Below are 26,701 nucleotides of genomic sequence, written 5' to 3' on the forward strand. Positions count from 1 at the left end.
CCCTGTTGTTAACGATGGAAAGCAAAGCTGCCAAGCAGGCTGCTGAACAGCTGAGTGTCAGAATCATTTAGCGGATTGGATTTGCTTAGGGTAAACACCAGCAGCTGCGTCTGCCCGACAGCAAATATCGCCTGTTGCTGCCAGATTCAGCGGCTATCGTAGCGATAGTTTGTGAGCGCACACTCACCAGGTAACAGTTGATCGCCCAGCCAGACGGGCTGGCGTTCCTGCAGTTTCCAGTCGGTCAGTTGCTGATTCAGCAGTAATAGCTGGCGATCGATATAGGCTGCCGCCGTCTCGCCGTCAGCCAAAATATCGCGGGAGATATTAACGCCCGGCGCGGCGGGTTGTTCAGAGATAAAAACATTTACCGTCCGGTCCTGATAACCTTCCGGCAGAATCACGCTACCGTGATTAAAGCGGCAATATTGTGGCGTGGTTTTCATTGCGCAGCATCCTTGTGCTCCTGACAGGTAAAGCCCCTGAAAGATTACGCAAAATTACTATTTTTAACGGGCGGAAGTTTCGAGCGGGATCGAATAACGGGCAAAAAAAATCCGCCAGCAGCGTGCTGGCGGATGCTTATCGATTCAAACCGTGGTCAGTGATTATTCCGGGACAAGCATATTGACGCTGGTATGGCCGGTGCCGGCAGGAACCAGCGTTTTATGCAACCACGGCAGCAGGTCGCGCATCTGCTTTTCCAGTTTCCACGGTGGGTTAATCACGATCATTCCGGAAGCGGTCATGCCGCGCTGATCGCTGTCCGGACGCACCGCCAGTTCAATCTGCAGAATATTACGAATGCCAGTGGCTTCCAGATCCTTACACATACGCTTAATTTGCTGGCGTAGTACCACCGGATACCACAGGGCGAACACGCCGGTACCAAAACGTTTGTGGCCTTCCTGGATGCCTTTAACCACGTCCTGATAGTCAGTTTTCAGCTCATAAGGAGGATCGATTAAAATCAGGCCACGGCGTGAGTGCGGTGGCAACTTCGATTTCAGCTGCTGATAACCATCGGCCTTTTCAGTGCGCGCGCGGTTATCTTTCAGAAACTCATTGCGCAGCATTGGAAAATCACTGGAGTGCAGTTCCGTCATCTGCAGTTTGTCATCTTCACGCAGCAGGTGGCGGGCAATCAGCGGCGAACCCGGATAAAAACGCAGGTTACCGTTTTTATTCAGCGCTTTTACCGCATCGATATAAGGCAGCAGCGTTTCCGGCAGATCGTCCTGTTGCCAGATGCGCGCAATGCCTTCCAGATATTCGCCGGTGCGCTCTGCATGCTCACCGCTCAGCTGATAGCGTCCGGCACCCGCATGGGTGTCGAGATAGAGAAAAGGTTTCTCTTTCTCTTTCAGTGCTTCGATGATCAGACTTTGTACGGTGTGCTTAAGAACGTCAGCATGGTTGCCGGCGTGAAAACTGTGGCGATAACTCAACATAACTTTGGTGATATCCGGTGCGTTCCTGACGAAGCAGGAGAGGGGCGATAGCTGCGCAGACGATGCGGGCGCGTATATGGCGATAGTATACCTGGAAGAGAGAAAAATTGCTGAAAAGTCGACAGGGGTTTTTTATCAGGCTGCTTATGTTGTCGCCAACTCGACCGACGACCATTGATTTTCGCTACACTTAACCGCATGTTAATCAGATTGCCAGATTGCGCGCAAAGCAGCGCCACTCACAACCATAAGGACTGCGCTATGACCAATCCGTTACTTTCTTCTTTTACGCTTCCTCCTTTTTCCGCAATCAAACCAGAACACGTTGTGCCAGCCGTTCAGGCGGCACTTGATGATTGCCGTGCAGCGGTAGAGAAAACCGTTGCTCAGGGCGCGCCTTACACCTGGGATAATCTTTGCCAGCCGCTGGCCGAAGTGGACGATCGCCTTGGTCGCCTGTTCTCGCCGGTCAGCCATCTGAATTCCGTTAAAAACAGCCCGGAACTGCGTCAGGCCTATGAGCAGACGCTGCCGCTGCTGTCCGAGTACAGCACCTGGGTTGGCCAGCATGAAGGCCTGTATCAGGCTTATCGCGATTTGAAAGAGGGCGACAGCTATGCTGCGCTCAGCCAGCCGCAGCAAAAAGCAGTGGATAATGCACTGCGCGATTTTGAGCTGTCAGGTATCGGCTTGTCGAAAGAGAAGCAAAAACGCTATGGCGAAATCGCTGCGCGCCTGTCTGAGCTGGGTTCGACCTACAGCAATAACGTGCTGGATGCCACCATGGGCTGGAGCAAGTTGATCACCGACGAAGCGGAGCTCTCCGGTATGCCGGAAAGCGCGCTGGCGGCAGCAAAAGCACAGGCCGAAGCCAAAGAACAACAGGGCTGGTTGCTGACGCTGGATATTCCCAGCTACCTGCCGGTAATGACCTATTGCGATAACCAGGCGCTACGTGAAGAGATGTATCGTGCTTACTCGACGCGTGCTTCCGATCAGGGGCCGAATGCCGGTAAGTGGGATAACAGCGAAGTGATGGCGGAAGAGCTGGCGCTGCGTCATGAGCTGGCACAGCTGCTCGGCTTTGACTCCTATGCCGATAAATCGCTGGCGACCAAAATGGCGGAAAACCCGGCGCAGGTGACGGAGTTTCTGACCGATCTGGCGAAACGCGCGCGTCCTCAGGCCGAGCAGGAGCTGGCACAACTGCGGGCTTTTGCCGAGCAACAGCACGGTATCAGCGAACTGCAGCCGTGGGATCTGACTTACTACGGTGAGAAGCAGAAACAGCATCTGTATGCCATCAGCGACGAGCAGCTGCGCCCGTACTTCCCGGAAGAGCGCGCGGTAAACGGTCTGTTTGAAGTGGTAAAACGCATCTACGGCATTACGGCGAAAGAGCGTAAAGATGTCGATGTCTGGCACGACGATGTGCGTTTCTTCGATCTGTTCGATGAGAGCGGCGAACTGCGCGGCAGTTTCTATCTTGATCTCTATGCGCGCGAGCACAAACGCGGCGGTGCATGGATGGACGACTGCGTTGGCATGATGCGTAAAGCGGATGGCACGCTGCAAAAACCGGTCGCTTATCTGACCTGTAACTTTAACCGTCCGGTGAGTGGCAAACCTGCGCTGTTTACCCATGACGAAGTCACCACGCTGTTCCACGAGTTTGGTCACGGCCTGCATCATATGCTGACGCGCATTGAAACGCCGGGAGTGTCAGGTATCAGCGGTGTGCCATGGGATGCAGTCGAGCTGCCAAGCCAGTTTATGGAAAACTGGTGCTGGGAGCCGGAAGCGCTGGCGTTTATCTCCGGTCATTACGAAACCGGCGAGCCGCTACCGCAGGAGCTGCTGGACAAAATGCTGGCGGCGAAGAACTACCAGGCGGCGCTGTTTATTCTGCGTCAGCTGGAGTTTGGCCTGTTTGATTTCCGCCTGCATGCTGAATTCGATCCGGCACAGGGCGCGCAAATCCTGACCATGCTGGCAGAAATTAAAAAGCTGGTGGCGGTAGTACCAAGCCCGTCATGGGGCCGTTTCCCGCACGCCTTCAGCCATATCTTTGCCGGTGGTTATGCGGCCGGTTACTACAGCTATCTGTGGGCTGACGTGCTGGCGGCGGATGCGTATTCGCGTTTTGAAGAAGAGGGTATTTTCAATCGCGAAACCGGTCAGTCGTTCCTTGATAACATCCTGACGCGCGGCGGTTCTGAAGAACCAATGGAGCTGTTTAAACGCTTCCGTGGCCGTGAGCCGCAGCTCGACGCGATGCTGGATCATTACGGCATTAAGGGATAACGCCGCGCGTGAAGATCTGTTTAATCAATGAGTCAGGCGCCGATAACGGCGCCTTATCTGTTTTAGCGCAGCGCTGGCAGTTAGAGCATGACGACGAGGCGCTGATGGCGCTGGTGATGACGCCGCAGCATCTTGAGCTGCGCAAACGCGATGAGCCGAAGCTGGGCGGTATCTTTGTCGATTTCGTCGGCGGCGCGATGGCGCATCGTCGTAAATTTGGTGGCGGGCGCGGCGAAGCGGTTGCCAAAGCGGTCGGTATCAAAAGTGGCTATCTGCCGGACGTGGTGGATGCCACTGCCGGATTAGGCCGCGATGCATTTGTGCTGGCGTCAGTGGGTTGCCATGTGCGGATGCTGGAGCGTAATCCGGTGGTAGCGGCACTGCTGGATGATGGCCTGCAACGTGGCTATCAGGATGCGGAGATTGGCGGCTGGCTGCGTGAGCGTCTGACGTTATTACATGCTTCGAGCCTGACGGCGCTGACCGATATTACGCCGCCGCCTGATGTGGTTTATCTTGATCCGATGTATCCGCACAAGCAGAAAAGTGCGCTGGTAAAGAAAGAGATGCGGGTATTTCAGACTCTGGTCGGTGCCGATGAAGACGCGGATGGCCTGCTGGAACCGGCTCGTTTACTGGCGAAGAAACGCGTGGTGGTGAAGCGCCCTGACTATGCGCCGCCGTTGGCAGAAGTGGTCACGCAATCTGCGGTGACTACCAAAAGCCACCGCTTTGATATTTATCCCCCGCTGGCGTAATTCCGCTTCCCCCACCCTCTGGGGGAAGACCGGAATCAGCGTGGTAATTACTCGTCGTCTTCCTCATCGCGCAGTGGCACGATCAGCATATCAATGTGGACGGTGTTAATCAGCTGGCGTGCGGATGACATCAGCTTGCTCCAGAAATCCTGGTGATGTCCGCAAACCACTAAATCCACATCGTATTTTTTAATCGCATCAACCAGCACCTGGCCCAAATCACCGCTACCGCTCAGCGTTTCGCTGATGGTGTAACCGGCGCTCTGCGAAAGTTCGGTCAGCGCGCTGTGGGTCTCTTCGGAGATGCGTTTCTGCATATCACCGAGATTGACATCAATCAGCCCGGTATAGAGATCGGAATAGTTTACGTCAACATGAATCAGTGACACTTTGGCGTCATAAGGGCGTGCCAGCGAGACTGCCTTTTCGACCAGTAGTTTACTTTCCGGGGAAAGATCTACTGCTATCAGAATATGTTTATAAGCCATTATTAAACTCCTTCCATTAGATGCCTGCCATGAGGCGCATGTGCTGCCCGCATCACTTTGTTATACCTTGAGTATAGCGCTAATTGTTAACAGATGTTGTTGCCAGACGCATCCTTTGCGATAGCGATCAATGTGAAATTTTTTCCATTTTGTCGTAAGCGGTGAAACATCGCTGGAAAAAAATTGAGCATATCTCCTACACTGAAGTATGACGGTCTCAACATCGCTTGATGGTCGCCATCTTCTTTTATAAAAAACAATTCGGTCCGGTTCAATAATGGTTGGCAATAAGTTGTGGGGCGTGTTCAGCGTGACCCGTTGAAAACTGTCCCTGCGGTAATTAGCCGGGAGGGGATCATGATCAGCACCATCGCATTGTTTTGGGCGTTATGTGTGGTTTGTTTAGTGAATATGGCGCGGTATTACTCTTCTCTGCGTGCGCTGCTGGTGGTGCTGCGCGGCTGTGACCCATTACTTTATCAATACGTTGATGGCGCAGGCTTCTTTACCTCGCATGGACAGCCGAGTAAGCAGGTGCGGCTGGTGCGCTATATCTGGGCGGAGCGTTATCGCGATCATCATGACGATGAGTTTATTCGCCGCTGCCAGCGGCTGCGTGGGCAGTTTATTTTGACCAGCGCGCTCTGTGGGCTGGTGGTGCTCAGCCTGGTAGGATTAGCAATCTGGCACTGAATGCCGGGACTGAAATGAAAAAGGGCGGCAGTTAATCACTGCCGCCCTTAAAGACACTGCTATCAGATAAACCGCAATGCAATCCAGTACAGGCTACCAGAAAGCAAAATCGAGATTGGCAGGGTAAATACCCACGCCAGCGCGATGCTCTTGATAGTGCGACTCTGTACGCCGCCGCCGTCAACCAGCATGGTACCGGCTACGGAAGAGGAGAGGATATGGGTGGTGGATACCGGCATTCCGGTATAACTTGCCACGCCAATTGACACCGCTGCGGTTAGCTGCGCCGACATCCCCTGAGCATAAGTCATGCCTTTTTTACCGATTTTTTCACCAATGGTGGTCGCCACACGACGCCAGCCAATCATGGTGCCAATCGCCAGTGCCAGCGCAACCGCAATAATAATCCACACCGGTGCATATTCAACGGTATTCAGCAGATCGCCTTTCAGCTTATTGAGGAAGCGTTTGTCATCCGCGCTGGTTTCCGGCAGTTTCGCCGCTTTATCGGCGGTGTCGGAAATACACATCAACAGACGACGCATCTGGGCGCGTTGATCGACGTTCAGGCTGTCATAGCTCTGCAGATTATTCAGCAGACCCTGAGCTTGTTGAATCGCCGACAGGGCGCGGGCGCTGTCACAGTGGAACTCAGTCGGACCGCTTGGCACTTGTTCCGGCGTTGGCACGGCCGGTGGTGCCATCTCGATAATGTGCGCCAGCGTTTTGCTGTGCTGCTGGTAATACTGCTCGAGATGGTTGACCGCATCGCGGGTACGCGTGATGTCGTAACCGGAAGCATTCATGTTCACCACGAAGCCCGCAGGTGCCACGCCGATCAATACCAGCATAATCAGGCCGATACCTTTCTGACCATCGTTCGCGCCGTGTGAGTAGCTCACGCCGATAGCGGAAACGATCAGGGCGATGCGCGTCCAGAATGGCGGCTTTTTCTTACCGTCGATCTTCTCGCGCTCGGCGGGTGTCATATGGATACGGCGACGTTTTTTATTGCCGCTCCAGTAACGACGCAGCAGGAAAATCAGACCACCTGCTACTACCAGACCAATAATCGGAGACAAAATTAACGACATGAAAATGCCGATCATTTTGGGAATATTAAGCGCATCGACCACCGAGGTGCCAGTAAGCAACGCGTTGGTCAGACCGATACCAATAATGGCACCAATCAGCGTATGGGAGCTGGACGCAGGCAAACCGAAATACCAGGTGCCTAAGTTCCAGATTATCGCGGCGAGCAGCATGGAAAAGACCATCGCCAGCCCGTGAGCCGATCCTACATTGAGCAGTAAATCGGTGGGGAGTAGGTGGACAATTGCATAGGCAACGCTTAAACCGCCCAGCAAAACGCCAAAGAAGTTAAATACCCCGGCCATAACAACCGCTAATTGCGAGCGCATTGCACGGGTATAAATAACAGTAGCTACTGCGTTGGCGGTATCATGGAAGCCGTTGATAGCTTCGTAGAACAGCACAAACATCAGAGCGAGTACTAATAACAGGCCGGTATGGTAATCAAGACCAGCAAACAGATGCAGCATAAGCGTTACGCCATTTTGGAGGACATGAACGCGGCGCATTATCAGCGACAAACCGCGCCGGGGGAAAGTGAAATATAGACTTTTTTTGACATTAAAGCGTAATAAGACCCGATTAGGGGGTGAAAAAAGCCTATAAATTAAACGGTTACATTGTGTTACTTTCCCAACAGTTTTGTTACGCTGGCATCACCGCCAGCAACTCTCTACAATCAGCGTTTTTTGCCAGCCGGCAGGAGTGAGTTGTGGAAAAGTTTGACGTTATCATCATAGGCGCCGGGGCCGCAGGACTGTTCTGCGCCGCACAGGCAGGCCAGCGCGGTCGCCGGGTGCTGCTGCTGGATAACGGCAAAAAGCCAGGACGCAAAATTCTGATGTCCGGTGGCGGGCGCTGCAACTTCACCAATCTCTATACCGAACCGGCGGCCTATCTGTCGCACAACCCGCATTTTGCCAAATCGGCACTGGCGCGTTACACCCAGTGGGATTTTATCGATCTGGTTAACCGTCACGGCATTGCCTGGCATGAAAAAACGCTTGGTCAGCTGTTCTGCGATGACTCGGCGCAACAGATTGTTGAGCTGCTGCTGAAAGAGTGTCAGCAGGGGAATGTCACGCTGCGCCTGCGCAGTGAAGTGTTGAATGTCGAACGCGATGAGCAGGGTTATACCCTGCAGTTGAATGGCGGCACGGTGCAGGCGGAAAAACTGGTGATCGCCAGCGGTGGCTTATCCATGCCGGGCTTAGGTGCCACGCCGTTCGGTTACAAACTGGCTGAACAGTTTGGCCTGCGGGTCTTCCCGACGCGCGCCGCACTGGTGCCCTTTACCCTGCATAAACCTTTACTCGACCATTTGCAGACGCTTTCCGGCGTATCGCTGCCGACGGTAATGAGCGCTGAAGACGGCACGGTGTTTAAAGAAGCGATGCTGTTTACCCATCGTGGGCTTTCCGGTCCGGCGGTATTACAGCTTTCCAGCTACTGGCAACCGGGTGAGTTTATTACCATCGATTTGTCGCCAGCGCAGGATCTGGAAGCGTTTATTAATGAAGAGCGCGCGGCTCATCCGAATCAGAGCCTGAAAAATACCCTGGCAAAAGTGTTGCCGAAGCGGTTGATTGAGGTGCTGCAAACGCTGGCGATTGTGCCGGACGTCACGCTTAAGCAGCTGAACAGTCGTCAGCAGAGTGAACTGGCGGCGACGCTGCACCAGTGGCGGGTGCAGCCAAATGGCACTGAAGGCTACCGCACCGCCGAAGTGACGCTGGGCGGGGTCGATACCACTCAGCTTTCATCCAAAACCATGGAAGCGCGTGAGGTGGCCGGTTTGTACTTTATCGGTGAAGTGGTCGATGTCACCGGTTGGTTAGGCGGTTATAACTTCCAGTGGGCATGGAGCTCGGCCTGGGCTTGCGCGCAAGCGGTTTAAATTTTTGGGCGATAAACGTTGTACATAACGCTTCTGTTTTGTACGAAGTTATCCTTGTGAACTTTGGCATCAGGACATTGATTAGGCTTCACCTGTACTCAGAACAGCTCAAAACAGAGAGTGGATGACATTGTCGATGGTGCGTCTTACAGGTAAACGCTTGAGTTGCCTGGGGGGCACATTGCCAAAAGTATGATAAAAATACCGGAAAATCATCAGCATTCTGAAGTCAGAGTCGATACCTTGCTTTAGATGCTCATTGTTTAGCAGACTTTTAAGCCTTAACGAGTTACGCCATCGACGATTATCGCCATCTGATACGCCAAAATTATTAGCTGATTAACACTTAACGTTGCCGATTGGTTGCAATATAAGAACGTAGAAAATTTGAGTACTTAATTGATTAATGGACGATTACTCCGATATCGTAGCAATACTGTTTTCTATAATTTTGTAGCGTGTTACACATCGTAAGCCTTTATCAGTTTCCGATGAACAAATCATTGCAAAAACATCCTTATTGGCTTCCTGAACTTTCGTCAGGTACATAAATTCGTTTGATGAACAGGTAAACTCCTTATCTTTCAACAGGCCTACATATTTATCCCAGTTTGCCTTGAAGTTATTGTTGTCTACATAGACGTTACAATCATTTATACGCGCTATTTTATTGTGAGCGTAGACAAGCTGTTCGCGGTGTATTGGCGAAGCCATTAAGGAAAAGTAAATTATGATGGCTAATACCAGAAAAAATAAAGCAGGAATGATTATTTTCAAATTCAAACTTTTTATCCACGAATTTTTCTCTGGTATAGCCTTCTCAGGAGGCGTTTCTGTATTGTCATCTGACAGTTCTTCCAACAATATCGGATCTGCTATTTTTTCTTCTTTCTCAATAAAATCAACCGCCCCTATAAAGGTGAATCCTATCTTAGGAATGGTTTTTACCGTGGAGTGTAAGATGCCTGCGCTACGCAAATTTTTGCGTAGAAGTGAAACATTTTGATATAAAGTATTCGCAGTCACCAGCTGTCCGTGCTTTTCCCAGACCTCTTTAAATATTTTTTCCTGACTCACTACTTCTCCGTGATTATGCAAGAGTAATAGCAGAAATCGGCTTACAGGAGTGTTCATAAGGGTCTCCTTGCCGCGCAATCCCAATGGAGTAAGCGTACGATCGGAGGGACTGAAGATCACAATGTTTTCCAGTAGTATTTTTTCCATAAATTCAATAACCTATAACTTGAAGCAATAAATTTCTTAAGTGATCATACAGCAGCTTAAGATTTTTTTCTTAAGAAATTATATTCATATATAACAATGATTTAATAAATAAACTGTGTTCTTTATTTATGCTGCAAGATAAAACTTAAGGAGTGTTACAGGAGTCTGGCCATAACCGGCTAATTCGTTGTTATTTATATATTTTTCTCTTAATAAGAATATTTAACATTACTTCATTCAAAGAAATATCCTAATAACTGTATATTTTCTCACGGCAAAACCGAGATGTTTCTTAAATTCATATACACAGATGATATCAAGTAATTTTGATAAACATTGTGATTAGCGTGATTGATTTAATTATAGTGCCAGGATCTCTATCCCATGAAATTAGTAAACATAATGAAATGGAAGTTCGATATGAAAAAGCAATTATTTGTAGCAACAATTCTATCAACAAGTCTTTTTTCATCCGTAAATGTCTTCGCTGAGGATGGCCGGATTAACTTTGTCGGCAGTATTACCGATGAGGCCTGCACTGTGGTGAATAATCCGGGTAATCCCCTGACGGTGACCTTAGGCACAGTTAACCGTACGTCGCTGGATGGCGGTGCAGGTAAAACAGCGGCTCCAACGAGTTTTGCCATAAAGCTGACAGATTGTCCTTCAACTGTTACCAGTGCAACTGTGAAGTTTGACGGAAAATCAGCTAATGGCGATAACACCGCTCTGGCACTCACTGCAGATACTGACGTTGCAACTGGGGTCGGAATTCAGATTACTGATGCTCAGAATGCAATTGTGCCGTTATATACAGACTCTTCTGTCTACGATCTTGTTCAGGGTGAAAATAGTCTTAATTTTGTCGCACGCTATCTCTCGATTGCAGACAAAGTTGAAGCAGGCCCGGCTAACTCGACCAGTCAGTTTACAATTGCTTATAACTAAGCGGTGATTGAAACTTGCCCATTACCGGGCGGGGTTAAAATATATACGGACTGGATATAACCAGTCCGTATATTTATCCGGAGTGGATGTTATGAAAAACTGCCTTAAGGCTTTATCAATTATTTTACTTCTAACCACAAGCTTTGCTCAGGCGGTGGGAGCGGGTGGAGTGACTGTAGGCGGTACTCGCTTAATCTATGAGGGTGCAAAAAAAGAAGCCGCTATAAACGTCACAAATACCGATACCATTCCTTACCTTATCCAGTCCTGGGCGGAAAACTCAGATAATGGTGCAGGTAAAGCGCCTTTTATTGTTACACCTCCGCTGTTTCGTCTGGAAGGTAATCAGCAGAACGTGCTGCGAGTCGTACGCACGGGGGGTCATCTCCCGGAAGATCGTGAATCCCTTTTTTGGTTGAACATAAAAACGATCCCGGCCGCAAACAAAAACGAAGCGACTAATACCCTGCAGATCGCGGTTAAAACTCGCATAAAACTGATTTATCGGCCTCAAACTCTTCGCGGCGTTCCGGAAGATGTGGCCGCTAAACTTCACTGGCGTCAGTCCGGTAATCAGCTGACTGTCACTAATCCGACACCGTTCGTAATGAACTTCCAGTCGGTAAAAGTAGGCGGGAAAGAAATAAAGACCGCGACCTATGTGATGCCTCACTCTCAGGCTACGTTCACTATGCCCACAGGCGCATCAGGCAGCGTTTCCTGGGCGTTAATTAACGATTACGGTGGTTTTGGAAAACAGTACACAAATAGCCATTAGCAGCATATTCCGAGAAGCATGGGCTTAAATAACAATAAAAAAGAACATATTTATTACAGAGCCTAAGGGATTAAGGATGAACATCATTAATCGCAAAAATAAAACTAATCAACAATATTTAACCAGACTGTCATATTTTTTTGCAGCCCAATTAGCCCTGGCGGCTGGATTGATGGAATATGCACAAGCAGAGGATTATTTTAATCCAGCACTACTGGAATTAACAGCGCCCGATCAAATGGCAGCCGATTTGTCTATCTTTGAGAAAAAAGGTGGACAAATTCCGGGAACCTATCGTGTAGATATTTATCTGAATAATACAATGATGGAAACCCGCGAGGTTGAGTTTCGCATGATGAAGAATCAGGCTGGAATCGAGACTTTGCAGCCCTGTCTTCAAATCAGCGATCTTGAAAACTGGGGAGTGCTGGTAAAAAAAATTCCAGACTTAAATGTCGCTGGTTGCAATTGCGCTAATTTGCAGGCTGTACCAGATGTCAGTAGCGATTTCATATTCGGCCGGCAACAGCTATTGCTGAGTTTCCCACAGTCATTAGTCAGCAATTCTGTTCGGGGTTGGGTGGACGCTAAACAATGGGATGATGGTATTTCAGCATTCTTAATTAACTATAGCGTTAGCGGAGCTAATAATTACGTCGACAGCAGTCAGGGTAGCGACGCTAACAGCCAATATATCAATCTGCGGCCAGGCATTAATGTCGGCCCCTGGCGATTCCGTAATTATACCACCTGGTCCAGAACCAGCGCTGATGCCAGGGATGAGACGGTCAGCAAATGGAATACTGTGTACACTTATGCCAGGCGTAATTTAATCGATCTGAAAAGTCAGTTGACCCTGGGGGATACCACCACACCCTCCGAGGTATTCGACAGTATTCCTTTCAGAGGAGCACAGCTCGCCTCAGACGATGATATGTTGCCTGAAAGTCTCAAAGGCTATGCGCCCGTGGTGCGCGGCATTGCCCGAACTAACGCGCAAGTTACCATCAGGCAGAATGGTTATATTGTGTATCAGACCTACGTCTCGCCGGGTAGTTTTGAAATTAATGATATGTACCCCACAGGGGGATCGGGTGATCTGTTTGTCACGATAAAGGAATCTGACGGTAGCGAACAGCAGTTAGTTGTCCCTTATGCCTCGCTGCCGGTATTGCAGCGAACGGGGCGCTTAAAGTACAGCCTGACATCAGGGGTTTATCGTTCAAACGATAGCATCGCAGATAAAACCCCACTTATGGAAGCTACGGCAATTTATGGCTTGCCGTGGGGGTTTACTCTCTATGGTGGCGGACAAGTCAGCAGTCACTATCAGTCAGTGTCACTGGGCCAGGGGAAAAACCTGGGCGACCTTGGGGCGATCTCTGTTGATATGACTCAGGCATGGTCAACGCGAAAAAATGACCAACAGGAGAGTGGTCAGTCGTGGCGGATCCGCTACAGCAAAAACTTCGTTGAAACCGGGACGAATTTCGCGATGTCGGGTTACCGTTATGGCACCAAAGGTTTTTGGAATATGCAGGAAGTATTAGATACCTATGTCAATGACAGATCAACTGCGGTAAAGGAACGGCGTCGAAATCGCGCGGAGATGACGCTGAACCAGTCTTTATGGCAAGGCTGGGGGAGCATTGCATTGACCGCCGTCCGTGAAGATTACTGGAGTACTGGCCGAAGTATGGCGTCATATGGTACCAGCTACAACAACTCATACAGTGGTATCAGCATAGGGATTAGCTACAGCTATAACCGTAACGCCTTAAGCGCAACAACCGCAACAACGACCGGCTGGGAAGGGAGCCGTATTTACGAAAGGGATCAGTTACTGGCAGTCAACGTCAGCGTGCCGCTGGATCGTCTGTTCCGTAACCATCCTACGTATGTTAATTACATGATGAATACCAGTAAAAATGGTCATTCAACTAATAGCGTGAATATCGGCGGAACGCTTCTTGAACGTAATAATCTGAGCTGGAATGTACAGGAAGGTTATGGAACTCAGGGCAATGGTAATACTGGTGGCGTTAATGCTAATTGGCGTGCGACCTATGGTGAAGTAACGGGTGGTTATGCAAGAGACAACTATACACAACGCGTAAATTATGGTCTGCAGGGCGGTATAGTCGCGCATGAATACGGTGTGACATTCGGGCAGCCTCAAGGGGAGACGATAGCGCTGATAGCCGCGCCTGGTGCTAAAGGCGTTGGTGTTCAAAATCAAACAGGTGTTCGCACTGACTTTCGCGGTTACACCATTGTTCCGTACGTCAGTCCATACCGTAAAAACGATCTTACGCTGGATACACAAACGCTAAAAGATGACACGGAATTGGCATTAACGACGCAAACAGTGGTGCCAACACGCGGTGCTGTTGTCATGGCTAATTATAAAGTCAGTGTAGGTTCACGCGTCCTGATGACAATCATAAGGCCTGGCGGAAAGCCGGTGCCATTCGGTGCGACAGTGACAGACCGGGCATCGAAAGAGGATCAGGGATTTATTGTTGGCGATGCGGGTCAGGTATATCTGACGGGGCTGAAAGTTAAGGGGCAATTAAACGTTAAGTGGGGCCATGCTCCTGATGAACAGTGCAGTGTCGATTACTCTTTACCGAATAACTCGCACGGTATTCTGGATATTAACGGCCAATGTCGCTGAGGAATAATGATATGCTGGTGTATAAAATATATTTTTTGATTAATAACCCGTTTAAATCCATTACAGGGTTAGCCTGTTTTCTATTATTAATTACCGGAAATAACGCTTTAGCGTCAGTTACCTGTACAAAGAATGTTAACAGCATTTCTGTCTCGGGGGGGACAATATCTGTCCAGCGTGATAAATCTGTCGGTGAATCATTTTCTAATGTTTTAAGCGGTAACATGCAGGAAGTTGCTTCTTGCTCAATAAAAAATAACGACAGTTTTTACATAAATTTAGAGTCAGCAATTCCGAACAGTACAAAAACACCAATCTTTGGAAATAAGGCCGTCTTCTCGACAGGTGTCAACGGCGTAGGCTTAATTATGGGAGTCAGTGGGGGGCTAAGTGATCCCGGCAGAACAGGCTATTACATCAGATCTGGTAATAACACAATCAATCTGACGGGATTATGGAATAGTGGTTCTGGAGGTCCCTATCCGATTTATATACAGAACTTATTCCAATTTATTAAGACCGAGCAACCCATGCTATCCGGAAATATTTCTGGCAGAGTTGCCAATGTTGTCCTGAGACAAGGGACGGTAAACGGGCCAATATTGCTGACTATTCCAGTGAACCTCACAGCAACTGTAAAAGTGTTGGCCTGTTCTGTCAGTAGCTCTAACGTTACTGTCCCTCTGGACACTGTTTTTGCTGATACTTTTAATGCTGTTGGATCGACTAAAGGCGACAGCCTGTTTACGGTGGGGCTGAGTTGCGATGCCGGAGCCAGAATCAACGCCACAATGAATTTTACGCAGGACGAAGATACGGCTGACAATAGTGTTATCGCATTAACAGGTAAAGGAAACCCTGATGTCGCTACTGGTGTTGGCATACAATTATTGTATGGCTCTACGCCATTGAAAAATAATACTAATGTAGTGCTAAAAACATCAGAAGGTGGGCAGGAATTTCCACCGGGAGCTTTTACTGCAAGGTATTTTCAGACCCAAAAAACGGTTAAGCCAGGTAGCGCCAATGCAACAGCAACCATGACGTTGACTTATCAATAATAAATCAGCGTGTGGTGATGGTGCTCATGTGAAGGATCTTTTATGACTTTTTTATTAAAATTAATGAGTAAACTAATCTTAGTTCCGCTGATTCTATTATTAAGCGTCAAGACATTTGCTGCCGACAATGTGACGATTAATATTACTGGGAGGGTTGCTGCTTCATCCTGCAACATCGATAATAGCGGTACGTACAATATCAATCTGGGGCAGAAAATTCCGTCAGTAAAATTAATTAATGCCAATTCTTATACAGACTGGATACCTTTTAACTTCACCCTCAGCAAATGTCCGACGGGAACCTCAAGTGTGACAGCGACTTTTTCAGGTAATGCCGACAGTTCTGACAGCACAATTTATGCGAATGCCACTGGAGATGAGTACGCAAAAAATGTTGCTGTACAGTTACAAAACGCTGAAACGGGCAGTAATCTGGGCGACAAGACTACCATGAATATAAAAGTAGCCAGTGATAAATCAGTTAATTTTCCGTTGCGGGCGCGAGTTTATAGTACTCAGGGAAAGGCCACCTCAGGAAATATCAGTACCACAGTGCTGATAAACCTGACGTATAATTAAATGCTCTGTAGTTATTTTCATCACGCATTTTATCTCACTGACTGTTGTATCTAATTCTGGCGGCAGGCCCCTACAGCGACACTGCGGTTAAGGTGTGCCAGAAAGCAGTTCAGCGCGGGTGAAGGCGCTTCATTATTGCGCCAGAAGACGCCAACACTGCCTTTCTGCTCAATGCGTGGCAGATTGAGAATCGCGAGCTTATCCTGGCTGGCATAGCGTTCGGCCAGGCGTAAAGAGAGAATCGAGATCATATCGCTACTTTGCAGCAGATGACTGGTCACGTTCATTGAGGCCGATTCGAGAATTTTTTCCGGAAACATCACCCCGTTATCCGCCAGGCTGCGATCGATACTTAACCGAATCGGCGTGCCGCCAGGCCAGACAATCCAGCGCCAGGGGGCGAGATCGTTCCAGTTAAGGCATTGTCGGCTGGCTAATGGATGAGCCGGACGGGCGACGAAACAGACGGGTTCGGTATACAGCACCTTATAATTGAGCGGCAGCTGTAACGCGCGTCCTCCGACACGCCCCACCACCACATCCACCCCGCTTGAGAGCAGCTCATCAAGCAGAGGCGTCATCACCTTTTCCTCGATATTGAGGTGCAGCCCTGGCATCTCCCGTAACAGAGAAAGAATCGCTTGTGCCACGCAATCGGTGGCGACCGGTGAACAACCAATTTTCAGGCAACCGGCATCGCCGCCCTGTTTGAACCGCTCCATTTCAAACTGTGAACGCTCCATTTCTTTGATCAGCCGCTGCGCATGTTGCAACAGCAACTTGCCTCCCTGAGTAGTGCGCAGCCCTTTGCTGTGACGCTCAAACAGTCGAATCCCGATATCGTCCTCCAGCTGCGTCAGCCATTTTGACAGCGCGGGCTGGGTGATACTTATCATTTTCGCCACTTGTGTCAGGTTTCCCTGTTCACCCAGCGCAACCAGCATTTTGAGATGATGCAGCTTCAGTTTCTGCGTCCAGTTAGCCATCTGATATAACCTCCATGTTATGTCATTGTCACAAAAGCCATTGTACTTCTCTTTCTATCCGAAACAGTATCTCGGCAGATAAAAAACAACCTTTCCTCTCTGACCGAGGCATTCCTTATGACGCAACGACGTGAAATACAGGAACTGATCAACGCCGCTCCCGTTAGCGCAACGCAGTGGCGCGTTGTCATCTGTTGTTTCCTGGTTGTGATGATGGACGGTTTTGACACTGCGGCAATTGGCTTTATCGCGCCAGATATTCGTGCTCACTGGCAGCTGACTGCTGGCGAGTTGGCACCTTTATTTGGCGTTGGGCTGCTGGGGCTGGCAATGGGGGCGTTGCTGTGTGGCCCGCTGTCCGACCGCTTTGGACGCAAACGTGTCATTGAGTGGTGTGTGGTGGTGTTTGGTGCGTTCAGTCTGCTTTCGGCTTTTTCGCCCAATCTGGAAACGCTGGTGATACTGCGCTTTTTAACCGGCCTCGGGCTGGGAGGCGCGATGCCTAACACGATCACCATGACGTCAGAATATTTACCGGCGCGGCGGCGCGGTACGCTGGTCACCCTGATGTTTTGTGGCTTTACGCTGGGCTCGGCCTTAGGCGGAGTGATCAGCGCGCAGTGGATTCCCCATATCGGTTGGCAGGGCATCCTGATATTGGGCGGCGTACTGCCATTAATGCTGGTTATTGCGCTGCTGGTGCTATTGCCGGAATCACCTCACTGGCAGGTGCGTCGCCAGCTGCCAGCTGCCGTTGTTGCCCGCACTCTGAGTGCTATAACCGGCGAGCGCTATGAAAATACCCAATTCTGGCTGAATGAGCCGGCAGCGAGTGAGAAAGGCAGTATTCAGCAGCTGTTCAGCGGCGGTCAGTTAGCGATCACGCTTATATTATGGGTAATCTTCTTTATGAGCCTGCTGATCATTTATCTGCTCTCCAGCTGGCTGCCAACCCTGCTTAATCAACGTGGCATCAATTTACAGCACGCTTCCTGGATCACCGCAGCTTTCCAGATCGGTGGCACCTTAGGCGCGTTATTGCTGGGGGCGCTGATGGACAAAGTGAACCCCTACAAGGTGCTGGCGATGAGCTATGCGCTGGGAGCGCTGTGCATCGTGATGATTGGCCAGAGCGAAAGCTACTTGTGGTTTATGGCGCTGGCGATTTTTGGCACCGGCATCGGTATTAGTGGATCGCAGGTCGGCCTGAATGCGCTGACTGCCACACTCTATCCGACCCATAGCCGTGCGACGGGAGTCAGCTGGTCAAGCGCCGTGGGGCGTTGCGGGGCGATCTTCGGTTCACTCAGCGGCGGCATGATGATGGCAATGAATTTCTCTTTCGCCACTCTGTTTATCATTATCGCGGTTCCCGCCGCCATCTGCATGGTGATGCTTACTGTTCTGGCGCGGGTTGCCCGCCGGAAGGTATCTGTACCTGAAACTGCCCGGATGGGCGTGGTGAATGAATAAGGATATTCCTCATGTCAAACAGCAATCAGCGTAGTGAAAACGGTCGTCAGCAGTTTTATCAGCATATTTCCGGGCACAATCTCACCCCGCTGTGGGAGTCACTGCATCGTCTGGTGCCACCGACGCCGAATGCTAACTGCGCGCCAGCGTACTGGAACTATCAGGAGGTGCGGCCGTTGCTGCTGGAGAGCGGAAAGCTGATTGGCGCAAAGGAGGCGGTGCGGCGGGTATTAGTACTGGAAAACCCGATGCTGCGCGGTCAGTCTTCGATTACCGCCTCGTTGTATGCCGGGTTGCAGCTGATTCTGCCGGGAGAGATTGCGCCAAGTCATCGCCATAACCAGTCGGCATTGCGCTTTATTGTTGAGGGTAAGGGAGCATTCACTGCGGTAGATGGCGAGCGCACACCGATGCAGCCAGGAGATTTTATTCTGACACCGCAGTGGCGCTGGCACGACCACGGTAATCCAGGGGATGAACCGGTTATCTGGCTGGATGGTCTGGATTTACCGCTGGTCAATTATCTCGGCTGCGGTTTTGCGGAAGATCATCCGCAAGAGCAGCAGCCGGTGATGCGCAAAGAGGGCGATTATTTGCCGCGTTACGCTGCCAATATGCTGCCGCTACGCCACCAGGTGGGAAATTCATCGCCAATCTTCAACTATCGCTATGACCGCAGTCGTGAGGTTTTGCACGATCTGATGTCTCTGACTGAGGCTGATGAGTGGGATGGCTACAAGATGCGTTATATCAATCCGGTAACCGGAGGATATCCGATGCCGTCTATCGCTGCCTTCCTGCAACTGCTGCCAAAGGGGTTTGATTCCCGTATTGCACGCTCCACCGACAGCACTATCTATCATGTGGTGGAGGGCGCTGGCCAGGTCACTATCGGCGAACAGAGCTTTAACTTCCAGGCGAAAGATATTTTCGTGGTGCCAACATGGCATGAGGTGTCTTTTCAGAGCCGCGATGAAACGGTGTTGTTCAGTTTTTCAGATCGACCAGTACAGGATGCGTTGGGCTTATTTCGTGAAGCTCGTTATTAATCAGGGAAATATAAATGACCAGATATGTCTTTGAACCACCTGCGGTTGTCACCGTGCCGGTTGCCGGCAGCAGTGAACAGTTTCCGGTACATCGGGTTTATTGTGTCGGACGTAATTACGCCGCTCATGCCCGTGAAATGGGCTTTGACCCCGATCGTGAACCGCCATTCTTCTTCTGCAAACCGGCGGATGCGACGGTAGCCGTGGCTGCCGGTGAAACGCTGAAATTGCCCTATCCGACACAGACCGACAATTATCACTATGAAATTGAACTGGTGGTAGCGATTGGTAAAAAAGGCCGCGATATTCCACTGGAAAGCGCCGCCGAATATATCTGGGGTTATGCCACCGGTCTGGACATGACCCGGCGCGACCGCCAAATGGAGATGCGGCAAATGGGGCGCCCGTGGGAGATCGGTAAAGCGTTTGATCTCTCTGCCCCAATTGCGCCGATACACAAAGCTGCCGGGGTTGCCAGCGTAAACGCTGCGCCTGTCTGGCTGCAAGTTAACGGCGAAGATCGTCAGCGTAGCGATATTCGCCACTTAATCTGGTCAGTCAATGAGACCATCAGCTATCTGTCCGGTTTTTTCGAACTACAACCTGGCGATCTGATTTTTACCGGCACCCCGGAAGGCGTTGGCGCAGTGGTGAAGGGGGATGTAATCATCGGCCAAATTGAAGGCTTGACCCCGATTGCTGTGGAAATTGTTTGAGGTAATAAATGAAGTTGTACGGTTTTTTTAATAGCTCTGCTTCGTACCGCGTACGTATTGCGTTGGCACTGAAGGGGATCGATTATCAGTCCATCGGGGTCAACATTCGCGTGGGCGAACAGAAAACAGCAGAGTTCAGCCGCCTGAATCCGATGGGACTGGTTCCGGCGTGGATAACGGATAAAGGCGAGTCGCTCGGGCAGTCGCTGGCGATTATTGACTGGCTGGACAGGCATTATCCGTTAACGCCGCTGTTACCGGCGGAAGATCCGCACCGTATGCGGGTAATGGAAATTGCCGGTGCCATCAGTTGCGACATTCATCCGATCAATAACCGGCGGGTATTAGATTACCTGAGTGAAGAATTACACATTACTGAAGAAGCGAAACAACGCTGGTACGATCACTGGATTCGGCAAGGGCTAAGCGCCGTAGAGCAATTGTTGCAACATAACTCATCAGGGCAATTCTGCGTCGGGGATGTGCCGACACTGGCTGATTGTTGTCTGATTCCACAATGGGCGAACGCGCTGCGAATGGGTTGCGATCTCAGAGATTATCCGCGTTGCCGCACGGTGTATGAAACCTGCATTCGGTTACCTGCTTTTATCGCGGCGGCACCGGAGAATCAACCTGACAAAATCTGAGTAACCCTAAGCAGGGCAAAGTGAGTCGACGTGGGTATCGACATCAATGTTATAGCTTGTTAAATGCCTGCTCGTTGGCTGAAGCTGGTTGCGGACCAGTCAACGCCACACCACACCAGGGAGAGACGTTTGCAATAGAGCGTCTGCAACTGGCTTCAGCCAACGAGCAGGATGGACGATTTTAGCGGCCCTTTTTCTTACGTCCGGGCTGTGCAAAGCGCTTACGGGAAGCCGCGTTGCCTTCAGGCTTTTCGGCGATTTTTGGCCGGTTAACCGTCGGTTTTTTAGCGGCTGGCTTGGCTTGTGCTTTCTTCGTCGGTTTATCTTCAGACGAAGAGTTTTCAATCAGCTTAAATAACTCAATCAGCTCATCGTCGGTTAAATCACGCCATTCACCGAGCGGCAACCCTTTCAGGTTGACGTTCATAATGCGGGTGCGCTCAAGTTTGGTGACTTCATAGCCAAAGTGTTTACACATGCGGCGAATCTGGCGGTTCAGTCCTTGCACCAGAGTGATACGAAAGACAAACGGCGCTTCTTTCTTCACTTTGCATTTTTTCGTCACCGTGCCGAGCATCGGTACGCCTGCGCTCATGCCGTGGATAAATTCATCCGTCACCAGTTTATTTACCGTGACCACATACTCTTTTTCGTGATTGTTCCCGGCACGTAAGATCTTATTGACCAGATCGCCGTGGTTAGTCAGAAAAATCAGGCCCTGGGAGTCTTTATCCAGCCGGCCAATTGGAAATACGCGCTTGCTGTGGTTAACGAAATCGCTGATGTTGTCGCGCTCACCTTCTTCCATGGTAGTAATGATGCCAACCGGCTTATTCAGCGCAATAAGTACCAGGTCTTCTTCATCACGTGGCTCGATAAGCTGACCGTTTACTTTCACCACATCCCCAGCAAATACCTGAGCGCCAACCGTAGCTCGTTTGCCGTTAATAAAAACATTGCCCTGTTCGATATAGCGATCGGCATCGCGACGAGAACAGATCCCGCTCTCGCTAATGTATTTGTTAAGACGAATGGATGAGTTGGTCAGCATGGTTCCTCCGTAAAAAAGCGGACTATACCCTACCTCCGCCATGTTGCGAAGCCTGGCGGGGGGAATCGACGTTACGGTTTATCATCCACTAAACCTCACACCTTCACTCACTTTCTCAACAATCTCTAAATCGTCATCTGCCTGAGCTTGATTTTGAGCGCTCGCTCAATTATCGTGCGGCCTTGAGCGGTTGCTCAATTTTAACAACACCTATTTTGATCGGCAGCTTAAGCTGAGATTCAGAGGCACTTTTATGCACGCCAATAAACGCTGGCTGATACTGGCAATTCTCACCAGCACACTTTTTTTGATCGTTGTTGATATGACGGTCCTGTACACCGCATTGCCACGTATTATGCAGACGCTGGATGCTTCCGCGTCTGAGAAGTTATGGATTATCAACGCCTATCCGCTGGTCGTCGCTGGGCTGTTGCCCGGTGCCGGTATGCTGAGCGATCGTATCGGGCATAAGCGACTGTTTATGACCGGATTACCGCTGTTTGCGCTGGCATCGTGGTGTGCGGCGTTTTCACCCTCAGCGCAGATGCTGATTGCATCGCGGGTGTTCCTCGCGGTGGGGGCGGCGGCAATGATGCCCGCCACGTTAGCGATTGTTCGTCAGGTATTTATTGATGAAGGTGAACGCGCGATGGCGATTGGAATCTGGGCGGCGGTAGCCTCTGGTGGTGCGGCACTTGGCCCGGTGTTGGGTGGCGTGATGCTGGAGTATTTCTGGTGGGGATCGGTATTTTTAATCAACGTACCGATTGTACTGATGGTGATTCCCTTTGCCTGGGCGTTGATTCCCGCCGGAAGCAGCAATCAACGTCGACCTTGTGATGTCATCGGCTCGCTGCTGGTGATGGTAGGTCTGGTGGGCGTGATTTATGCGCTGAAAGAGCTGAGTAAAATCGATGTATCGCTGATTACTCTGTTAATCGCGGCGCTGGTGGGCGTATTTTCTCTCGCTTTGTTTGTCCGTCGGCAAAAACATTCAGCGCAGCCGATGATTGATTTCTCACTGTTTCGTAATCGCTATTTTGCCAGCGGCGTCGCCATTGCGGTTATCTCGATGATTGCGCTGACCGGTATTGAGCTGGTACTGACTCAGCGTTTACAGCTGGTACTGGGATTGTCTCCGCTGATGGCGGCGCTGTTTATGTTGCCGGTGCCGGTTGCAGCGGCACTTGGCGCGCCGCTGGCGGGTAAGCTGATGCCGCGCCTCGGCGAGCGCCGCATTATCCTCGGTGGCTTTACCCTGACGGCCTTAGGGATTATCGCTCAGGTGCTGCTGGCTCACAGCGATATGCTTTTGCAGTTGATCAGCCTGTTTATTATCGGCTTTGGTCTCGGCGGCACTTTCACCGCGGCTTCAACGGCGATTATGCTGAACACGCCGGAAGAAAAAGCCGGTATGGTGGCGGCGATTGAAGATGTGGCATGGGAACTGGGCGGCGTACTTGGCGTAACGCTGCTGGGGGGATTAATGACTGCGGTTTACAGCCACGGGTTAGCTCTGCCGCCGGGAGTGGTTAATGGCAATGGCGCTTATGACAGCATTGACGAGGCGTTACGCATTGCCGCTACGCTGAGCAATGATAAAGCTGAAATGTTGGTGCAGCTGGCCCGTAGCGCATTTGATCAGGCTTTTCTGGCGGTACTGATTGCGGCGGCTGGTTTGCTGATTATCAGCCTGATGGGATTAAAACGCGCGCTGCGCAGGCCGAAAAGAGTCCCGGGCACATAGTGGCAAATAGCATTTCGCTCAATCGCCCTAGAATGTCGCCTTAAGCTCAGGAGACAGTTATGAAAAGCGTTGTTGAAGTACTGACAGAACACCGTAGTGACAGAAGTTTTTTAGAAACGCCGATTGCGGACGAGATCTTAAATAAAGTTATCCTGTCGGCGTATCACGCGCCGACTTCGGTTAACTCGCAGCAGGTATCGGTAATCCTCGTTCAGGATAAAGAGCATAAGCAAAAAATTGCGGCATTAGCGGGCGGCCAGCCGTGGATCGCGCGCGCACCGGCATTTCTGATTTTTGTGCTGGATATGTATAAAAGCGCACAGGGAATGGCGGCAATCGGTAAACAACAGATTGCACATCAGAGTATTGAGAGCCTGATTTCTGGCGCGACCGATGTTGGCATCGCCCTGGCTTCCGCTTTGGCAGCTGCACGTTCGGAAGGATTAGGTGGCGTGCCAATTGGCGGCATCAGAATTAATCCGCAGCAGATGATCGAAATTTTAGACCTGCCGGAGATGACTTTCCCGGTCGCCGGGATTTCAATTGGTTATGTCGATCAGCCTGCTCATATTAAGCCGCGTCTGCCGCTGGAAACATTTGTACATCACGAGAAGTACAGCACTCAAGGCCTCGTGGAGAAGATTGATAGTTATAATCAGCAACTGACGCAGCACTGGAAAAAGATTGGCCGTACGGAAGGTGAATCCTGGAGCGAAAGCGTCAGCAGTTACTATGAGAAGATCTATTTTCCTCAGGTTGCCCCGGCCATCAGGCAACAGGGCTTTGGTACTGATAAATAACAAAAAAACGGAGAGAAATCTCCGTTTTTTATTGCTGGTTTGCTGCGCTGTTCCGTTTGTTATGTTCACTGCCGGGCCACCCTCCGTTAAGCGTATCCCCCAATGGAAGAATCTGAGTTAACCGCTGGAAAAGCAGGAAAACACGCCAAAGCGGTAATTCTCCAGATTTTGCAGATGTTTTTTCATCAGGTTCAGTTGCATATCAGGAATTGATGAACCATAGTGACTTGTTACATTTAGAATTGTTTTTAATTATAACAGGTAATTTATGAGTCACATTGCACCAGATAAGCCGGTTAAACGAAGTCATATTCATCCCCCCGTTTTTTACACATCAGCAATTCTGATCTTTATTCTGGTGGGATTCGCCGCCCTTTTTCCTGAAGTGGCAGACCAACAGCTTAAGGCATTACAAGGGAGCCTGTTTGCCAATGCCAGTTGGTTTTACATTCTCGCGGTCGCCTTGATCTTATTGAGTGTGGCCTATCTTGGTTTATCGCGTTACGGCAACATTAAACTCGGTCCGGACCATGCCCAACCTGATTTCAGCTATGTCTCGTGGTTTGCGATGCTGTTTTCCGCCGGGATGGGTATCGGGCTGATGTTCTTTGGCGTCGCCGAGCCGGTGATGCACTACCTGGCTCCGCCGGTTGGAACACCTGAAACCGTTGAAGCCGCGAAAGAAGCCATGCGTATTACCTTCTTTCACTGGGGGCTGCATGCGTGGGGTATTTACGCCATAGTGGCGTTAATCCTGGCATTTTTCAGCTACCGACACGGCCTGCCACTGAGATTACGCTCGGCGCTGTACCCGATTATCGGCGATCGTATTAATGGTCCGATTGGCCATGCGGTGGATATCTTCGCGGTGATTGGCACCGTGCTGGGCGTGGCAACCTCACTGGGCTATGGCGTTTTACAGGTTAATGCCGGGCTGAACCATCTGTTTGGCTTGCCGATTAATCAGACTGTGCAGGTGATTCTGATTGTCGTTATTACCGCGATGGCGACCCTTTCGGTGGTATCCGGGCTGGATAAAGGCATCCGTATTCTTTCCGAACTTAATCTGGGGCTGGCGGTATTACTGCTGGTGCTGGTCGGTACGCTTGGCCCGACGGTACTGTTACTGAAATCCTTTGTGGAAAATACCGGTGGTTATCTTTCTGAAATCATCAGTAAGACCTTTAACCTGTATGCCTATGAGCCAAAGTCTAATACCTGGTTAGGAGGATGGACGCTACTCTACTGGGGATGGTGGCTTTCCTGGTCACCGTTTGTCGGTATGTTTATCGCCAGGGTTTCTCGTGGGCGTACCATCCGCGAGTTTGTTACCGGTGTACTGTTTGTACCGGCCGGTTTTACCCTGCTGTGGATGACGTTTTTTGGTAACAGTGCCATCTGGTTGATCATGGAAAAAGGCGCTCGCGAACTGGCTAATGTGGTGCAGAATGACCAGGCGCTGGCGCTGTTTAACTTCCTTGAACACTTCCCGTTCGGCAATATCCTGTCGTTTATCGCCATGGCGATGGTGGTGGTGTTCTTCGTCACCTCGGCTGACTCCGGTGCAATGGTAGTGGATACGCTGGCGGCTGATGGTACTGAGAATACGCCGATCTGGCAGCGTATCTTCTGGGCCGGACTGATGGGCGTGGTGGCTATCACTCTGCTGCTGGCGGGGGGAATGAGCGCGCTGCAAACCGTCACTATTGCCAGTGCCTTGCCATTCTCAATAATTCTACTGGTCTCAATTTATGGCCTGTTTAAAGCGCTACGTGTTGACGCTTATAAACGCGACAGCCAGCAGATGACCACTATCGCGCCGACGGCGTCACGTAATCCGATCTCCTGGCAGCAGCGACTGCGCAAAATCGCCTGGTACCCGAAACGCTCTAACGTCAGACGTTTTATGACCGAGGTGATTCAGCCGGCGATGGAAATGGTGAAGGCAGAGCTGGCAAAACAGGGTACTGTCTCTTCAACCAATGACAGCGAGGACGACCGTATTCGTTTCGAGGTGAATATGGGCGAGGACCTTAACTTTGTGTATGAAGTGCGCCTGCGCGCCTATTTGCAACCGGCGTTCGCACTGGCTGGCCTGAAAGATGAGGAGCGCGATGAGGAATATAAATATTATCGTGCCGAAGTCTATCTGAAGGAAGGTGGCCAGGATTACGATGTTATGAGCTGGACGCAGGAACAGATTATTCACGATATTCTCGACCAGTATGAGAAGCATCTGCACTTTCTGCACCTGGTGCGTTAATTACCGTGATATCGCCCGC

General features: G+C 50.4%; 23 protein-coding genes. 16 read left to right on the forward strand and 7 right to left on the reverse strand.

The window, feature by feature from the left end; translation table 11 throughout:
• Positions 1 to 146 precede the first annotated feature (146 nt).
• Both RIN69_RS01015 and RIN69_RS01020 read right to left on the reverse strand, forming a co-directional pair.
• Positions 147 to 446 carry a DcrB-related protein gene (locus RIN69_RS01015; RefSeq protein ID WP_313854973.1) on the reverse strand — a complete coding sequence of 100 codons (300 nt, stop codon included), beginning with the start codon at positions 444 to 446 and terminating at the stop codon, positions 147 to 149.
• Between the two features lie 162 nt (positions 447 to 608).
• Positions 609 to 1,451 (reverse strand): 23S rRNA (adenine(2030)-N(6))-methyltransferase RlmJ, encoded by an 843-nt coding sequence (locus tag RIN69_RS01020; RefSeq protein WP_313854974.1) that lies wholly within the window; start codon positions 1,449 to 1,451, stop codon positions 609 to 611.
• Between the two features lie 261 nt (positions 1,452 to 1,712).
• Here RIN69_RS01020 and prlC point away from each other — a divergent pair, with 261 nt between their 5' ends.
• Together prlC and rsmJ are read left to right on the forward strand one after the other, a co-directional pair.
• A complete protein-coding gene (gene prlC / locus RIN69_RS01025) occupies positions 1,713 to 3,755 on the forward strand; it encodes an oligopeptidase A (RefSeq protein ID WP_313854975.1) in 2,043 nt (680 codons plus the stop codon).
• 8 nt (positions 3,756 to 3,763) lie between these two features.
• Positions 3,764 to 4,513, forward strand: a complete 750-nt coding sequence (gene rsmJ, locus RIN69_RS01030) for a 16S rRNA (guanine(1516)-N(2))-methyltransferase RsmJ (RefSeq protein WP_313854976.1) — start codon at positions 3,764 to 3,766, stop codon at positions 4,511 to 4,513.
• 47 nt (positions 4,514 to 4,560) lie between these two features.
• On the opposite strand, the gene uspA is transcribed toward rsmJ, so the two are convergent.
• Positions 4,561 to 5,001, reverse strand: coding sequence for a universal stress protein UspA (uspA, locus tag RIN69_RS01035; RefSeq protein ID WP_313854977.1), 441 nt, complete (start codon positions 4,999 to 5,001; stop codon positions 4,561 to 4,563).
• A gap of 357 nt (positions 5,002 to 5,358) precedes the next feature.
• Here uspA and uspB point away from each other — a divergent pair, with 357 nt between their 5' ends.
• Complete coding sequence (uspB, locus tag RIN69_RS01040) at positions 5,359 to 5,694, forward strand: universal stress protein UspB (protein ID WP_313854979.1); 336 nt, start codon at positions 5,359 to 5,361, stop codon at positions 5,692 to 5,694.
• A gap of 62 nt (positions 5,695 to 5,756) precedes the next feature.
• Here the strand turns inward: uspB and pitA are convergent, their stop codons facing one another.
• Positions 5,757 to 7,256 carry an inorganic phosphate transporter PitA gene (pitA, locus tag RIN69_RS01045; RefSeq protein WP_313854981.1) on the reverse strand — a complete coding sequence of 500 codons (1,500 nt, stop codon included), beginning with the start codon at positions 7,254 to 7,256 and terminating at the stop codon, positions 5,757 to 5,759.
• Between the two features lie 242 nt (positions 7,257 to 7,498).
• On the opposite strand from pitA, the gene RIN69_RS01050 reads away from it, so the two are divergent.
• Positions 7,499 to 8,683 (forward strand): BaiN/RdsA family NAD(P)/FAD-dependent oxidoreductase, encoded by a 1,185-nt coding sequence (locus RIN69_RS01050; RefSeq protein ID WP_313854982.1) that lies wholly within the window; start codon positions 7,499 to 7,501, stop codon positions 8,681 to 8,683.
• 414 nt (positions 8,684 to 9,097) lie between these two features.
• Here the strand turns inward: RIN69_RS01050 and RIN69_RS01055 are convergent, their stop codons facing one another.
• Positions 9,098 to 9,817 (reverse strand): transcriptional regulator, encoded by a 720-nt coding sequence (locus tag RIN69_RS01055; protein WP_313854983.1) that lies wholly within the window; start codon positions 9,815 to 9,817, stop codon positions 9,098 to 9,100.
• A gap of 510 nt (positions 9,818 to 10,327) precedes the next feature.
• On the opposite strand from RIN69_RS01055, the gene RIN69_RS01060 reads away from it, so the two are divergent.
• From RIN69_RS01060 to RIN69_RS01080, 5 genes are all read left to right on the forward strand, one after another.
• On the forward strand, positions 10,328 to 10,855 hold the full coding sequence (locus tag RIN69_RS01060) for a fimbrial protein (RefSeq protein ID WP_313857849.1): 528 nt from the start codon (positions 10,328 to 10,330) through the stop codon (positions 10,853 to 10,855).
• Between the two features lie 91 nt (positions 10,856 to 10,946).
• Positions 10,947 to 11,633, forward strand: a complete 687-nt coding sequence (locus tag RIN69_RS01065; protein ID WP_313854985.1) for a fimbrial biogenesis chaperone — start codon at positions 10,947 to 10,949, stop codon at positions 11,631 to 11,633.
• 76 nt (positions 11,634 to 11,709) lie between these two features.
• Positions 11,710 to 14,310 (forward strand): fimbria/pilus outer membrane usher protein, encoded by a 2,601-nt coding sequence (locus tag RIN69_RS01070; protein WP_313854987.1) that lies wholly within the window; start codon positions 11,710 to 11,712, stop codon positions 14,308 to 14,310.
• An 11-nt stretch (positions 14,311 to 14,321) separates the two neighbouring features.
• A complete protein-coding gene (locus RIN69_RS01075) occupies positions 14,322 to 15,371 on the forward strand; it encodes a fimbrial protein (RefSeq protein WP_313854989.1) in 1,050 nt (349 codons plus the stop codon).
• 42 nt (positions 15,372 to 15,413) lie between these two features.
• Entirely contained in the window at positions 15,414 to 15,950 is a 537-nt protein-coding gene (locus tag RIN69_RS01080) for a fimbrial protein (protein ID WP_313854991.1), read from the forward strand.
• A gap of 50 nt (positions 15,951 to 16,000) precedes the next feature.
• Here the strand turns inward: RIN69_RS01080 and RIN69_RS01085 are convergent, their stop codons facing one another.
• Positions 16,001 to 16,936: a LysR family transcriptional regulator gene (locus RIN69_RS01085; protein ID WP_313854993.1), complete on the reverse strand. Its 936-nt coding sequence runs from the start codon at positions 16,934 to 16,936 to the stop codon at positions 16,001 to 16,003.
• Between the two features lie 117 nt (positions 16,937 to 17,053).
• Between RIN69_RS01085 and mhbT the strand changes: the two genes are divergently transcribed.
• Genes mhbT through maiA form a run of 4 tightly spaced genes read left to right on the forward strand, consistent with a single transcriptional unit; the run spans position 17,054 to position 20,821 of the window.
• A complete protein-coding gene (gene mhbT / locus RIN69_RS01090; protein ID WP_313854995.1) occupies positions 17,054 to 18,409 on the forward strand; it encodes a 3-hydroxybenzoate transporter MhbT in 1,356 nt (451 codons plus the stop codon).
• Positions 18,410 to 18,420: 11 nt separating this feature from the next.
• Complete coding sequence (gtdA, locus tag RIN69_RS01095; protein ID WP_313854997.1) at positions 18,421 to 19,458, forward strand: gentisate 1,2-dioxygenase; 1,038 nt, start codon at positions 18,421 to 18,423, stop codon at positions 19,456 to 19,458.
• 14 nt (positions 19,459 to 19,472) lie between these two features.
• Positions 19,473 to 20,174, forward strand: coding sequence for a fumarylacetoacetate hydrolase family protein (locus tag RIN69_RS01100; protein WP_313854999.1), 702 nt, complete (start codon positions 19,473 to 19,475; stop codon positions 20,172 to 20,174).
• A gap of 8 nt (positions 20,175 to 20,182) precedes the next feature.
• Positions 20,183 to 20,821, forward strand: coding sequence for a maleylacetoacetate isomerase (maiA, locus tag RIN69_RS01105; RefSeq protein WP_313855001.1), 639 nt, complete (start codon positions 20,183 to 20,185; stop codon positions 20,819 to 20,821).
• Between the two features lie 181 nt (positions 20,822 to 21,002).
• On the opposite strand, the gene rluF is transcribed toward maiA, so the two are convergent.
• Positions 21,003 to 21,872 (reverse strand): 23S rRNA pseudouridine(2604) synthase RluF, encoded by an 870-nt coding sequence (gene rluF / locus RIN69_RS01110; protein WP_313855002.1) that lies wholly within the window; start codon positions 21,870 to 21,872, stop codon positions 21,003 to 21,005.
• A 253-nt stretch (positions 21,873 to 22,125) separates the two neighbouring features.
• Here rluF and RIN69_RS01115 point away from each other — a divergent pair, with 253 nt between their 5' ends.
• The 3 genes from RIN69_RS01115 to RIN69_RS01125 all read left to right on the forward strand — a co-directional run bounded on the left by RIN69_RS01115 (position 22,126) and on the right by RIN69_RS01125 (position 26,682).
• Positions 22,126 to 23,619, forward strand: coding sequence for an MFS transporter (locus tag RIN69_RS01115; protein ID WP_313855003.1), 1,494 nt, complete (start codon positions 22,126 to 22,128; stop codon positions 23,617 to 23,619).
• A gap of 59 nt (positions 23,620 to 23,678) precedes the next feature.
• Positions 23,679 to 24,419: a nitroreductase family protein gene (locus RIN69_RS01120; protein ID WP_313855004.1), complete on the forward strand. Its 741-nt coding sequence runs from the start codon at positions 23,679 to 23,681 to the stop codon at positions 24,417 to 24,419.
• A gap of 268 nt (positions 24,420 to 24,687) precedes the next feature.
• Positions 24,688 to 26,682 carry a BCCT family transporter gene (locus RIN69_RS01125; RefSeq protein WP_313855006.1) on the forward strand — a complete coding sequence of 665 codons (1,995 nt, stop codon included), beginning with the start codon at positions 24,688 to 24,690 and terminating at the stop codon, positions 26,680 to 26,682.
• Positions 26,683 to 26,701: the final 19 nt, after the last annotated feature.

It is taken from the genome of Winslowiella toletana (assembly GCF_032164335.1).
Lineage (GTDB): Bacteria > Pseudomonadota > Gammaproteobacteria > Enterobacterales > Enterobacteriaceae > Erwinia > Erwinia toletana_A.

Excerpts from the sequence above, each read along its gene's own strand:
- RIN69_RS01015 (WP_313854973.1), bottom strand. The coding sequence starts at position 446 with ATGAAAACCACGCCACAATATTGCCGCTTTAATCACGGTAGCGTGATT.
- RIN69_RS01020 (WP_313854974.1), bottom strand. The coding sequence starts at position 1,451 with ATGTTGAGTTATCGCCACAGTTTTCACGCCGGCAACCATGCTGACGTT.
- prlC (WP_313854975.1), top strand. The coding sequence starts at position 1,713 with ATGACCAATCCGTTACTTTCTTCTTTTACGCTTCCTCCTTTTTCCGCA.
- uspA (WP_313854977.1), bottom strand. The coding sequence starts at position 5,001 with ATGGCTTATAAACATATTCTGATAGCAGTAGATCTTTCCCCGGAAAGT.
- uspB (WP_313854979.1), top strand. The coding sequence starts at position 5,359 with ATGATCAGCACCATCGCATTGTTTTGGGCGTTATGTGTGGTTTGTTTA.
- pitA (WP_313854981.1), bottom strand. The coding sequence starts at position 7,256 with ATGCTGCATCTGTTTGCTGGTCTTGATTACCATACCGGCCTGTTATTA.
- RIN69_RS01055 (WP_313854983.1), bottom strand. The coding sequence starts at position 9,817 with ATGAACACTCCTGTAAGCCGATTTCTGCTATTACTCTTGCATAATCAC.
- RIN69_RS01060 (WP_313857849.1), top strand. The coding sequence starts at position 10,328 with ATGAAAAAGCAATTATTTGTAGCAACAATTCTATCAACAAGTCTTTTT.
- RIN69_RS01065 (WP_313854985.1), top strand. The coding sequence starts at position 10,947 with ATGAAAAACTGCCTTAAGGCTTTATCAATTATTTTACTTCTAACCACA.
- RIN69_RS01070 (WP_313854987.1), top strand. The coding sequence starts at position 11,710 with ATGAACATCATTAATCGCAAAAATAAAACTAATCAACAATATTTAACC.
- RIN69_RS01075 (WP_313854989.1), top strand. The coding sequence starts at position 14,322 with ATGCTGGTGTATAAAATATATTTTTTGATTAATAACCCGTTTAAATCC.
- RIN69_RS01080 (WP_313854991.1), top strand. The coding sequence starts at position 15,414 with ATGACTTTTTTATTAAAATTAATGAGTAAACTAATCTTAGTTCCGCTG.
- RIN69_RS01085 (WP_313854993.1), bottom strand. The coding sequence starts at position 16,936 with ATGGCTAACTGGACGCAGAAACTGAAGCTGCATCATCTCAAAATGCTG.
- mhbT (WP_313854995.1), top strand. The coding sequence starts at position 17,054 with ATGACGCAACGACGTGAAATACAGGAACTGATCAACGCCGCTCCCGTT.
- gtdA (WP_313854997.1), top strand. The coding sequence starts at position 18,421 with ATGTCAAACAGCAATCAGCGTAGTGAAAACGGTCGTCAGCAGTTTTAT.
- RIN69_RS01100 (WP_313854999.1), top strand. The coding sequence starts at position 19,473 with ATGACCAGATATGTCTTTGAACCACCTGCGGTTGTCACCGTGCCGGTT.
- maiA (WP_313855001.1), top strand. The coding sequence starts at position 20,183 with ATGAAGTTGTACGGTTTTTTTAATAGCTCTGCTTCGTACCGCGTACGT.
- rluF (WP_313855002.1), bottom strand. The coding sequence starts at position 21,872 with ATGCTGACCAACTCATCCATTCGTCTTAACAAATACATTAGCGAGAGC.
- RIN69_RS01115 (WP_313855003.1), top strand. The coding sequence starts at position 22,126 with ATGCACGCCAATAAACGCTGGCTGATACTGGCAATTCTCACCAGCACA.
- RIN69_RS01120 (WP_313855004.1), top strand. The coding sequence starts at position 23,679 with ATGAAAAGCGTTGTTGAAGTACTGACAGAACACCGTAGTGACAGAAGT.
- RIN69_RS01125 (WP_313855006.1), top strand. The coding sequence starts at position 24,688 with ATGAGTCACATTGCACCAGATAAGCCGGTTAAACGAAGTCATATTCAT.